Genomic DNA, 11,162 nt, shown 5'->3' with positions numbered 1-11,162 from the left:
GTCAGGGCATCCGCTGGACGGGCTGGCCGTCGAGGGCGCGGCTCATGATCCGCTTCCAGATCGGCGCCGCGTAGCAGGCACCCGTCATCGCGGTGCACGACTTGCCGGCCATGGAGACGTTGAACATCCGGCGGGTCGGGTTCGTCGGGTTGCCGACCCAGACCGCCGTCGCCAGCTGTGGCGTGTAGCCGATGAACCACGACTGGGCGTTGCCGTCCGCAGTTCCGGTCTTGCCGGCCGAGGGACGGCCGGGCAGCTGGTTGAGGATGCCGGAGCCGTGGGTCATGTTGTACTCCAGATACTTCGTCGCCTGCGCCACGTCTGGCCGGTCCGCGACCTGCCTGCACGACGGCCTCGGCTGCCAGAGAACCTGGCCGCCCTGGTCGACCTCGGTGACCGGGAAGGTCTGGCAGACCGTCCCCCCGGTGGCGAGGCCCGCATAGGCGTTGGCCATCGTCTGCGGCGACACCGTCTGCGCCCCAAGGACGACCTGCGGTGGGTACGTCCCGATGGGTGACCCGTCCGCGCCGTGGACGCCGAACGCCGTCATCGTGTCCCGGATGGCGCACACGCCCAGCCGAGTCGCCAGCGCGACGAAGGCAGTGTTGGTCGAGCGTGCCGTTGCCTCCATGAGCGAGATCCGTCCGCCCCGCCACGCCGTGTCGTTGTAGACATGCCATGGCACGGCGAGGCCGCAGGGCTGGGGGAACTGGTGCGGCGTGAAGGTGGCGGCCGCGTGCGGCCCGGCTGCGGGGGCGTCGACACTGGCCCGGAGGCCCAGGCCCTGGCGCATCGCGGTCACGAGCGAGAACGCCTTGGCCGTCGAGCCGAACTGGAAGCCGCCCGAGCCGCCGTACGCCCGGTCCACGGCGTAGTTGATAGCCGTGACGCCCCGAGCTGACTTCAGGCCGAAGCGGGTGTCCTGGCCGAAGGCGACGACGCGCCCCGTGCCTGGCTCGGTGACATAGGCAGCCGCAGCGACCCGCAGCGAGTTCCGCTCCGGAGCCACCTCACGAAGGGACCGGTCGACGATTCGCTGGATGTCCGGGTCGAGGGTCGTGCGGATGGTCAGCCCGCCCCGGTAGAGCAGGTCATGCCGCGCCTCCACCGTGTCGCCGAGCGCAGGCTGCCGCTCGAGCCACTGGAGGATGAACTCGCAGAAGTATGGATGTGGCGATAGGGCGCACGTACTCAGGGGCGGCGTCACGTCCAATTCCTTTGCGAGAGAACGCTTTTCCGCGGCGCGCCAGTCGGCCGCGCTGATGAGCCCGAGGTCGTGCATACGGTCCAGCACGACGTTGCGCCGTGCGGTCGCGGCCGCGAGGTGGTGGACGGGGTCGGTCGCGCTCGGGCTGCGAACCAGCCCGGCGAGCGTGGCGGCCTCGGACAGCGTCAGCCGGCTCGCGTGGATGCCGAAGTAGTGCTCTGCCGCCGCTTCGACGCCGTAGGCGCCATCGCCGTAGTAGGCGATGTTGAGGTAGCCAGCCAGGATCCGGTCCTTGGTCCACTCTCGCTCGAGCGTCGTCGCGTAGCGCAGCTCGGTGAGCTTGCGCACCAGAGTCTTTGCCGTGGCGGCCTGCGCTGCCGCGTCCTCGCCGGCGGCGCGGGCCTGCTCCTCGAGGCTGAGCTTGACGAACTGCTGGGTCAGCGTGGACGCGCCCTGTGTCGCCTGCCCCGTGCGGAGGTCTTCGACGAGCGCTCGCGCGATCCCCTCCGGGTCGATCGCGCCGTGCGAGTAGAACCGGCTGTCCTCGATGGCCACCTGCGCCTGGCGCATGACCGGGGCCACGGCCGAGAGAGGCACGAGGACGCGGTCCTTGTCCTGGGGTGTCGCGATCAGCGATCCGTCTGCGGCAAGAATCCGCGACCCTTGCGCGAGCGGCGTGGCCACGAAGGATGCCGGCAGCGCGCTGATCGTGTCGGCGCCGGCGATGGCGAGTCGGCCGAGCCCGGCGACGCCGGGAATGGCGATCCCCGCCGACAGCAGTCCGAGCCCGACCGCCGCGGCGACGAACGCCACGAAAAGCGCTGGAATGCGGCTCAATGGGTGGGCACGACGGGCCACTCACTCAATGCTAGGCGGGGTTGCTGGCCGTTTGCTGTGCCTCGCCTGTGGGTGTCGTTACGGCACGCTGCGGTCAGCCGGTCCGTCGATGTCGAAGACGACCGGCGCGTGGTCGCTCGCGCCCTTGCCCTTGCGTGCCTCCCGGTCGATGGCTGCGCCGGTCACCCGCGCCGCGAGCGCCGCCGAGCACAGGGCGAAGTCGATCCGCATTCCCCGGCCCTTCTGGAAGCGAAGCTGCGTGTAGTCCCAGTAGGTGTAGACACCGGGACCCGGAGCGTGCGGCCGGACGACGTCGACGTAGCCCGCGTCGACGACGCCCTGGAAAGCGGCGCGCTCCTTCGGCGACGTGTGCGTGCGGCCCTCGTAGTAGGGCACGCTCCAGACGTCCTCGTCGAACGGCGCGATGTTCCAGTCGCCGAGCAGGGCGATCTGGGCGCTCGGGTCCTCGGCCAGCCAGGCTCGGCCGGCCGCCGCGAGAGCCTGCAGCCAGTCGACCTTGTAGAGCAGGTGCGGGTCCTCGAGAGTGCGACCGTTGGGGATGTAGAGCGACCAGATGCGGACGCCTGCGCACGTCGCACCGATCGCCCTGGCCTCCTCGGCCACCGGTTCGCCCCATCCGGGCATCCCGTCGAAGCCGAGCTCCACGTCCTCGATCCCGACGCGGGACGCGACTGCCACGCCGTTCCACTGTGACAGCCCGTGGTGGGCCACCTCGTAGCCGAGGTCCGTGAACCGGTCGTAGGGGAACTGGTCCTCGCGGGCCTTGGTCTCCTGGAGGGCGAGCACGTCGACGTCGCTCCGGACGAGCCAGTCCGCGACGCGGTCGATTCGGGAGCGGATGGAGTTGACGTTCCAGGTCGCGATGCGCACGGTTCCCTACCCTAGGAGGCATGCGCCCCGAACGGATCGCGACCCTCCAGCATCTCGGCCTCGCCTTCGACGTGACGGATGCCGGGCCGGCCGATGGCACACCGGTGGTGCTGCTGCACGGCTTCCCACAGGACCGCTCGAGCTGGGACCGCATCAGCGAGCGGCTGCATGCGGCCGGGATGCGGACCTACGCGCCGGACCAGCGGGGCTACTGCGCTGGTGCCCGGCCACCCGGCACGGACGCGTATCGCCTCGAGCACCTCGTCGGGGACGTCATCGCGCTCATCGACGCAACAGGTCACGAACGGGTCCACCTCGTCGGTCACGACTGGGGCGGCGTCGTCGCCTGGCTCGTCGCCGGCAACCACCCGGACCGCGTCGCGTCGGTGACAGTCCTCGCGACCCCGCATCCGGCGGCGCTGTCCCGCGCCCTGCGGACCTTCGACCAGCTGCGCCGGTCGTGGTACCTGGCCGCCTTCCAGATCCCGGTCCTCCCGGAACGCATTGTCGCCGCCGCGTTCCGCTCCCTCATGGTCGGGTCCGGCCTGCCCAGCGAGGATGCAGAGCGCTACGCGGCGCGGCTGGCCAAGCCCGAGGCGCTGCGCGGACCGATCAGCTGGTACCGCGCCACGCGGTCCTCGACCGTCCGCGCCCACAGAGTCGGCGTGCCGGCGACCTATGTCTGGGGGTCACGAGACGTGGCGCTCGGTCGGCATGCAGCAGAGCTGACCCGCGACCACGTGACCGGGCCGTACGAGTTCGTCGAGCTCGACGCAACACACTGGCTGCCCGAGACGCGACCGGACGAGTGCGCTGCCGCGATCATCCGTCGGGCCCAGAGCACCCAGGCCTAAGGTGAGCCCCATGACCACACGGCCCGTCGCCCTCGTCACCGGCGCCAGCTCCGGGATCGGCCGCGAGTTCGCCCGCCAGCTCGCGCAGCGCGGACACGACCTCGTTCTCGTGGCGCGGAACGAAGGCCGCCTTCGCGAGGTGGCCGACGAGCTCAAGCAGTCGTGTGCCGCTGAGTCCGAGGTGCTCGTCGCTGACCTCTCCGACCGGCCGGCTCTCCAGACGGTCGCCGACCGGCTGGGGGACGCTGGACGTCCCGTCGACGTGTTGGTCAACAACGCCGGGTTCGCCCTGCGCCGCCGGTTCCTCCGCAGTGAGCTCCGGGACGAGGAGGCGGCCTTCGACGTGCTCGTCCGTGCAGTGCTGGTCCTGTCCCACGCTGCAGGGCGTGCCATGAGTGAGCGGCACCACGGCATCATCATCAACGTCTCCTCCGTCGCCGGGTTCCTCCCATCAGGCTCCTATGCCGCGGCCAAGGCCTGGGTCACGACCTTCACAGAAGGTCTGGCGGCAGAGCTCGACGACACGGGAGTCACGGTGACCGCCCTGTGCCCGGGCTTCACGCACAGTGAGTTCCAGGCGCGGGCCGGCCTGTCCACGCCCGGCCCGGACTTCATGTGGCTCGACCCGAAGGACCTCGTGGCCGACTGTCTCCGTGACGTCGGCCGGGGCAAGGTCGTCTCCGTTCCCGGGCTGCAGTACAAGGCGATCGTCGGGCTGCTCGACATCGCACCCCGCCCGCTCATGCGCCGGGCTGCGCAGATCGCCCGCAGACGCCGCTGACGCGTGAGGGCGATGGGGCTGGGGGCCGGCTCAGCGGCATACGATCAAGCCTTGTGACCCAGCCACAGACCGACGTCGCCCCTGCCCGTGCCCGACTGCTCGAGCTCATCAGGGAGAAGGCGATCGTCCACGGTCGGGTCACGCTCAGCTCCGGCAGGGAGGCCGACTACTACGTCGACCTACGGCGGATCGCGCTCGACGGCGAGGCAGCGCCCCTCGTCGGCATCGTCATGCGCGAGCTCACCAAGGACCTCACCTACGACGCGGTCGGCGGCCTGACGGTGGGCGCCGACCCGGTTGCGACCGCGATGCTCCATGCGGCGGCCGCGGCGGGCGAGCGCCTGGACGCCTTTGTCGTTCGCAAGGCCGGCAAGGCACACGGGCTGCAGCAGCGCATCGAGGGGCCCCCCATCGAGGGCCGACAGGTCCTCGTCGTCGAGGACACCACGACGACCGGCAACTCTCCGCTCGAGGCGATCAAGGCGGTCCGCGACGCCGGCGCCACTCCCGTCGCCGTCGCCACGATCGCCGACCGTGCGACGGGTGCGGGGGAGCGCATCCGCGCTGAGGCGGGAATCGAGTACCGCTTTGCCTACTCACTTGCCGACCTCGGCCTCGGGTGAGGCAGTGCCGACCTGCAGCGGATAGCCGCGTCGCAGCGCCGCGACCGTGGAGGGCGGTGTCACGAGGGTCGCCGTCCCGGAGCGTGGCCGGGACACCTGCTCGCCGTAGCTGTTGTCCGGGAGCCAAAGGGTCAGGTGGTCGTCCCGGACGAGGGCCGGGCCGGCGTCGATGAGCACGAAGGCGCCCTCGGGCAGGTCCGGCCACCGAGCGCTGTGGAACCGGCGGGTCCGGTGGCGCGCGTCCCACCGCTCCTCGTGGAGCAGCCGGTCGAGCTCCGGCGCGAGTAGGCGCGTGACGCCGAGACCCTGGGCGACGAGCCCACGGAACTCCGTGTAGGCCGGTCGCCGGCACTCGGCGCACGGCCGGTGGCCGGCGGCGAGGGCGACGGCCTCGTCGAGGAAGAAGAGCGGCGTGTAGTGCCCCGGCTCCCACTGGGCGGCCCGGCGGTCCCAGAACGACAGGCGGCAGGTGATCCAGGCGCGGGTCTGGTGGTTGCGCACGACGTCTCGGCTGCCGCGCCCCTCGTGCAGTCGTCCGCGGTTGCCCATCCACGCTCCGCGGCCGGGCGCGGCGACGACCTCGCCCAGGGGGCTGACCCGGTTGCGAGCGGGTGCCCGCGCTTCGGTCGCCGGCATCACTCAAGCACCTCCAGGAGGATGTCGACGGGGTCGCCGTCCTCCAGGTCATGGGCCGCCCGCACTGTCTTCTTCATCGGCAGGACGTAGCAGCCGCTCGTCGAGTCCGGGAACACCGACGTGTCCCAGACCGTCGCCGGGCCGGGGCCGTCGACGTGGATCCGCACTCGAACCGACCCGAACCCTCGCGGCGGGCGCGGCCGCTCCCTCACCAGGGCGGACGCCGCCTCGGGGAGCGTCACGAAGAACCAGCCGTCCTGCGCCTTCCAGCGCCACAGCTCCGCAGTGAACCGGCACGACTCCATTCCCAGAATCTAGGGCGCAGCACCGACAACGAACCGGGGTCGGAACCGGCCACCGGACTAGGATCGGTGCACCGACCACCGCGAATCGGGAGTTGTCATGATCGTCGTCTGGATCCTGCTCGGCCTCGTTGTCATCCTCGGCATCTGGGGCGTCACCGCCTACAACGGCCTCATCGCCCTGCGCAACAAGGTTGAGGAGGGCTGGCGCCAGATCGACGTCGAGCTGAAGCGCCGTCACGACCTCATCCCCAACCTCGTCGAGACGGTCAAGGGATATGCGTCGCACGAGCGCGGCACCCTGGAGGAGGTCATGCGCGCCCGGTCGGCGGCCATGGCTGGAGGTCAGACGCCGGGCCAGGCGGCCGAGTCGGAAGGGATGCTGAGCCAGGCGCTCGGACGGCTCATCGCCGTGAGCGAGGCCTACCCCGACCTCAAGGCGAACCAGAACTTCCAGGCTCTCCAGGCCGAGCTGACCAGCACCGAAGACCGCATCGCGAGCTCGCGCCGCTACTACAACGCGCTCGTGCGCGACCTCAACACCAAGGTCGAGTCGGTCCCGACGAATATCCTCGCGAACCTGGCCAGCATCAAGCGCGCCGAGTACTTCGAGACCTCGGCGGTCGAGGCGCAGGTACCCAACGTCAGCTTCGGCAACCAGGCGCCGGGCACCTTCGGCAACGCGCCGACGCCGCCTATCGTCGGCGGCCCCTCGACGCAGCCCGGCGCCGTGACGGGACCGACGACGCAGCCGGGCCAGAGCCAGAGCGCGAGCGGCCTGCCGCAGGCCCAGGCGCCCGATCCGACGGTCGATCGGCACCCGCCCGTCGAGTGAGCTCCCGGCCGCTCGCTCGAGTGCGCGGTTGACGCCGCCGCTCGCCTCATCCCTGCGCAGGCCCGTCGCGAAGTGCACATTCGACGGAGACCCGGCCCAGCGGCATGCGGCTTGGTGTTCGCCTGCAGCGATCAGGGGAATCGGGTCCGGGCCGGCGCTCGTTTCACGGGAATGACTGATGACGAGGCCTTGGACGCCTACTCCGCCGTGGTGACGGGCGTGGCCGCGCACCTGACGCCGCGGGTCGCATCAGTGCGCACCAGGCGCGGCGCCGGCTCAGGGGTTGTCCTCAGCGCCGAGGGACATCTGATCACCAACGCCCACGTCGTGGGCGAGGCCAGCCGCGGCGAGGTGGCATTCGGGGACGGCGTGACCGGTCCGTTCGCCGTCGTCGGTCGCGACCCTCTCTCGGACCTGGCGATCATCCGCACGGGAGCCGACGTCCCGGACCCGCCGGACTTCGGCGACGCCGACCGGCTCCGGGTCGGTTCGCTCGTCGTGGCCGTGGGCAACCCGCTCGGCCTCGAGGGCAGCGTCACCGCGGGTGTGGTCAGCGCCCTCGGCCGTTCCATGCCCGCCCGCGGCCGCACGGCGACCCGGCTCATCGAGGACGTCATCCAGACCGACGCGGCCCTGAACCCGGGCAACTCCGGCGGGGCCCTGGCAGACGCCCGCGGTCGCGTCGTGGGGATCAACACCGCCGTCGCTGGCATCGGCGTCGGCCTCGCGGTGCCGATCAACGGGACGACCCGGCGGATCCTTCGTGCGCTGCGTGACGACGGCAGGGTGCGGCGGGCCTACCTCGGCCTCGTCAGCGTTCCGACCCCGCTCGACGAGCGGTGGGTCGAGCGGACGGGACGGCGGCACGCCCTTCGCGTCGCGGAGGTCGTCAGTGGCAGCCCGGCGGCAACGAGCGGGATCCAGCCCGGCGACCTCATCATCGCGGTCGACGGCACCCCGCTGGCCGATGCCCAGTCACTGCAGCGCCTCATGTTCGAGGACGCCATCGGACGACGCACCGAGATCACCGTGCTCCGGAACGGCGCAATGGTCGACGTCGTGGCACGGCCCGCAGAGCTCGTCGACTGAACGGCCGGCATGGCGTGCCGCGTTCGAGCCGGGCATCATCCCTTGACGTAGGAGAGCTTCTCGCAGACCTTGCCGTCGCGCAGCCGCACGACGTCGACGCCTCGGACGTGCCCGGGAGTGCCATCCTCGTTCGACCACGAGAACCGCCACCGCAGGACGCCACGTTCACCGTCGACGAACAGCTCCTCCTCGGTGAAACTGGCGTCCCTCGTCGTGGAGAACAGCTCCTCCCACACCTGCCGGACGGCCTCGGCGCCCTCGTGCCGAGTGCCGTCAGGCGCCGGCCCGGTGGCCTCGAAGACGCAGTCGTCCGTCATGTGGGCCATGATCGACTCGATGTCGCCGCGCTCGAATGCGGCCGAGAACCGAGCCAGACCTGCATGGTTGGGCCCCCAGTGGGCGTCCCGGCCGAAGGCGGACAGCAGGTCGTGTTGGGGGTCGCCAGAGGTTCCGATCCGTGGGCCGATGGCCCCGGCGGACCGGTAGCCGTCCTCACGTCCAGCGAACCATCGGGTGACCTCCGCGACCAGCTTGGGATCCAGGTGCGTGTCGCCACCGGTTGCGGCGGCGAGGTCCCAGGCATGGACGAGGTGGTCCGCGGCGAGCTGGTGAACGTACTCCTCCACCGACTCCTCGCCGTAGGACAGGTGGACCGTGCCCTGCCGGGGCAGCATCTCCGCGACGAGCGCGCTCGCCTGCCCAGCGGCATACAGGGCGCGACTGACCGGCTCTGACCCGAGCAGGTCCCCCTCGAAGCGGTCGCCAACCCGCTCGATCGTCTCGCCACGCAGCAGCGGCGCCGTCCACAGGTCCTCGCCCGTGACGTGGTTGACCAGGTCGCGGACGGTCCACTCACGGCAGGGCGTCGGAGCGGTCCAGTCGCAGCCTGCGGCGTCGGCGACTCGGTCGGCCCAGATCTCGAGCGTCCGGCGGTAGAGGGTACCAACGTCCATCGGTCGCTCCGATCCGGAGTGCTGCCCCCTGCTCGTCCAGTGTGAGGCTCCAGCCCAGCGCTCGGGAGGCTTTCCGCGGAAGCCGGCCCAGCGGCATACGGCCGAATGGGACGTAACCCGGCGAAGCGCTCAGCGACGGTCCCCACGGTCGTGGTGAGTGGCACTCTTGGCGATGTCCTCGGCGGCTTCGCCTAGTTCGGCGGCGATGGCGTTGGACTCACGCCGGTGCTTGAGGTACTCGAAGATCATCGGCAGGACCGACACGGCAACGATGAGCAGGATGGCGATCTCGAGCTTGTCCTGCAGGCCGGGGAACGACTTGCCGAGGAAGTAGCCGAGCAGCGTCAGGCTCGCCGTCCACAGGAGAGCGCCGACCGCGCTCCACTCGAAGAAGCGACGTCGCTCCATGCGGCCGACCCCGGCAACCACGGTGATGAAGGTGCGCACGATTGGCACGAAGCGCCCGATGACGAGGGCCTTGTTCCCGTACTTGTCGAAGAACGCATTCGTCTGGTCGAAGTACTTCTTCTTGATGAACCGACCGTCGCGGTTGTAGAGCGGCGTGCCGATGGCCCGACCGATCTCATAGCCGGTGACGTTGCCGAGGAAGGCTGCGACGAAGAGAGCAACGATGGCCACGCCGAGGTTGACGTGCACCTGGCCCGTCGCGATGAACAGGCCGACGGCAAACAGGAGCGAGTCGCCCGGCAGGATCGGGAAGAGCAGGCCGCACTCGATGAAGACGATGGCGAGCGAGATCCAGAAGAATGCCGCTCCGTACTGCTCGAGCAGGTAGGCGGGGTCCATCCAGTTCGGGCCCAGCGTGACGGGCGCGAGTGCGGCAAGGGCATGCATGGGCTCAAGGGTAAGGTCCCGTGCCGGCAGCGAGGGAATCGGGTGAGATCGGGTGGCCACTACCCTGACGGCGTGACGCAGGGCGAGGTCGGGGACGAGCGCGACACCATCGGCGTGGGCCCGTGGGACGGGCCGTGGCCGTCCGGTGACCACTGGGACCCCGAGCTGCTCGAGCACGGTGACCGCCGCAACGTCGTCGACGCCTACCGCTACTGGCGGCAGGAGGCGATCGTCGCCGACCTCGACCAGCGACGACACGACTTCCACGTCGCCGTCGAGAACTGGGGCCACGACTTCAACATCGGGTCGGTCATCCGCACGGCAAACGCCATGAACGCCAAGGCCTTCCACATTGTGGGCAAGCGTCGCTGGAACCGTCGCGGGGCGATGGTCACCGACCGCTACCAGCACGAGCACCACCACGTCGACGCGGCCTCCTTCGCCGGGTGGGCGCGCGGCGAGGGACTGGCCATCGTCGGGGTCGACAACCTGCCGGGGTCGGTGACGCTCGAGACCTACGACCTTCCGCGCCGCTGCGTCCTCGTCTTCGGTCAGGAGGGGCCGGGACTGTCCGGGCCGATGCGCAGCGAGTGCGAGGTCGTCCTGCACATCGAGCAGTACGGCTCGACCCGGTCGATCAACGCCGGTGCCGCTGCCGCCATTGCGATGCACGCGTGGGTGCGCCGCCACGTCTTCGGTCAGGTGCCGTAGCGCTCACGGATCACGTCGTATGCCGCTGGGCTCACTCTGCGGGGCGCGTCTCCTCGCGGGAGGGTCGGGTCAGCCGGTGGCCTCGCGACCGCGCCACCGCAGGGGCGCCTCGGTGTACTCCTCGAGCACGTGCGCGGTGATCCCGTAGGAGCGGGCGACCTGGAAGACGACCTCGCCAGCGGCGGCCGGCAGGTTGAGCGCCCGCATCACTGCCGCGCTCGCCAGGTCGATGTTGGGCCGCAGGCCGGAGTGGGCGGCGACGGCCTCGGACAGCTCCTCGACTCGTCGACGCAGCCGGGCCGTGCCACGCCGCCTCCAGAGCGTGGTCAGCATGAGCTCGGCTCGAGGGTCGCCATCGGGGTAGAGGAAGTGCCCGAAGCCGGGCACGCCGCTGTGGGCGCGCAGGGCGGCTGCGGCTGCCTCGGGGGCCCGCCGAGCGTCGTCGAGCAACGCCCGCGCTGGCTCAAGCCCGGCCGGGAGCTCCATGCCAACGTCGAGTTCTACGCCGGGGTCGTCATGAAGGTGGCAGGGCTCGAGCCGGCCATGTTCACCCCCACCTTCTGCGTCGCCCGGATGGTCGGCTGGACG

At 70.7% G+C, this 11,162-nt stretch carries 14 protein-coding genes; 7 read left to right on the top strand and 7 right to left on the bottom strand.

Annotated features, from left to right (window positions below):
- Position 1: 1 nt before the first annotated feature.
- A complete protein-coding gene (locus ABF401_RS11450; RefSeq protein WP_353509693.1) occupies positions 2-2,065 on the bottom strand; it encodes a transglycosylase domain-containing protein in 2,064 nt (687 codons plus the stop codon).
- Between the two features lie 57 nt (positions 2,066-2,122).
- Complete coding sequence (locus tag ABF401_RS11445; RefSeq protein WP_353509692.1) at positions 2,123-2,935, bottom strand: exodeoxyribonuclease III; 813 nt, start codon at positions 2,933-2,935, stop codon at positions 2,123-2,125.
- Positions 2,936-2,955: 20 nt separating this feature from the next.
- On the opposite strand from ABF401_RS11445, the gene ABF401_RS11440 reads away from it, so the two are divergent.
- The 3 genes from ABF401_RS11440 to pyrE are packed head-to-tail and all read left to right on the top strand — an operon-like array spanning position 2,956 to position 5,193.
- Complete coding sequence (locus ABF401_RS11440) at positions 2,956-3,789, top strand: alpha/beta fold hydrolase (RefSeq protein ID WP_353509691.1); 834 nt, start codon at positions 2,956-2,958, stop codon at positions 3,787-3,789.
- Positions 3,790-3,799: 10 nt separating this feature from the next.
- Positions 3,800-4,570, top strand: a complete 771-nt coding sequence (locus ABF401_RS11435; protein WP_353509690.1) for an SDR family NAD(P)-dependent oxidoreductase — start codon at positions 3,800-3,802, stop codon at positions 4,568-4,570.
- A gap of 53 nt (positions 4,571-4,623) precedes the next feature.
- Positions 4,624-5,193: an orotate phosphoribosyltransferase gene (gene pyrE, locus ABF401_RS11430; protein ID WP_353509689.1), complete on the top strand. Its 570-nt coding sequence runs from the start codon at positions 4,624-4,626 to the stop codon at positions 5,191-5,193.
- Here pyrE and ABF401_RS11425 read toward each other — a convergent pair.
- Complete coding sequence (locus ABF401_RS11425) at positions 5,167-5,829, bottom strand: hypothetical protein (RefSeq protein WP_353509688.1); 663 nt, start codon at positions 5,827-5,829, stop codon at positions 5,167-5,169. The genes pyrE and ABF401_RS11425 overlap by 27 nt on opposite strands.
- Positions 5,829-6,134, bottom strand: a complete 306-nt coding sequence (locus tag ABF401_RS11420) for a DUF1905 domain-containing protein (RefSeq protein WP_353509687.1) — start codon at positions 6,132-6,134, stop codon at positions 5,829-5,831. The genes ABF401_RS11425 and ABF401_RS11420 overlap by 1 nt, the downstream gene beginning before the upstream one ends.
- A gap of 97 nt (positions 6,135-6,231) precedes the next feature.
- On the opposite strand from ABF401_RS11420, the gene ABF401_RS11415 reads away from it, so the two are divergent.
- Both ABF401_RS11415 and ABF401_RS11410 read left to right on the top strand, forming a co-directional pair.
- Complete coding sequence (locus ABF401_RS11415) at positions 6,232-6,966, top strand: LemA family protein (RefSeq protein ID WP_353509686.1); 735 nt, start codon at positions 6,232-6,234, stop codon at positions 6,964-6,966.
- 171 nt (positions 6,967-7,137) lie between these two features.
- Positions 7,138-8,055 carry a S1C family serine protease gene (locus ABF401_RS11410; RefSeq protein ID WP_353509685.1) on the top strand — a complete coding sequence of 306 codons (918 nt, stop codon included), beginning with the start codon at positions 7,138-7,140 and terminating at the stop codon, positions 8,053-8,055.
- 35 nt (positions 8,056-8,090) lie between these two features.
- Here ABF401_RS11410 and ABF401_RS11405 read toward each other — a convergent pair whose 3' ends face one another.
- Both ABF401_RS11405 and ABF401_RS11400 read right to left on the bottom strand, forming a co-directional pair.
- Complete coding sequence (locus tag ABF401_RS11405; RefSeq protein ID WP_353509684.1) at positions 8,091-9,008, bottom strand: TIGR03086 family metal-binding protein; 918 nt, start codon at positions 9,006-9,008, stop codon at positions 8,091-8,093.
- A 129-nt stretch (positions 9,009-9,137) separates the two neighbouring features.
- A complete protein-coding gene (locus ABF401_RS11400; protein ID WP_353509683.1) occupies positions 9,138-9,863 on the bottom strand; it encodes a DedA family protein in 726 nt (241 codons plus the stop codon).
- 72 nt (positions 9,864-9,935) lie between these two features.
- On the opposite strand from ABF401_RS11400, the gene ABF401_RS11395 reads away from it, so the two are divergent.
- Positions 9,936-10,574: a TrmH family RNA methyltransferase gene (locus tag ABF401_RS11395; RefSeq protein WP_353509682.1), complete on the top strand. Its 639-nt coding sequence runs from the start codon at positions 9,936-9,938 to the stop codon at positions 10,572-10,574.
- A gap of 69 nt (positions 10,575-10,643) precedes the next feature.
- Here ABF401_RS11395 and ABF401_RS11390 read toward each other — a convergent pair whose 3' ends face one another.
- The gene (locus tag ABF401_RS11390) at positions 10,644-10,961 is read right to left on the bottom strand and encodes a citrate/2-methylcitrate synthase (protein WP_353509681.1); all 318 of its coding nucleotides are present in this window, start codon (positions 10,959-10,961) and stop codon (positions 10,644-10,646) included.
- On the opposite strand from ABF401_RS11390, the gene ABF401_RS11385 reads away from it, so the two are divergent.
- On the top strand, positions 10,944-11,162 hold a 219-nt coding region (locus ABF401_RS11385), incomplete at its 3' end, for a citrate/2-methylcitrate synthase (RefSeq protein WP_353509680.1). The two genes, ABF401_RS11390 and ABF401_RS11385, sit on opposite strands and share 18 nt — an antisense overlap.

The organism is Intrasporangium sp. (assembly GCF_040414665.1).
Lineage (GTDB): Bacteria > Actinomycetota > Actinomycetes > Actinomycetales > Dermatophilaceae > Intrasporangium.
The sequence above is the reverse complement of the archived record's forward strand: the minus strand, read 5'-3'. Positions and strand labels throughout refer to the sequence as shown.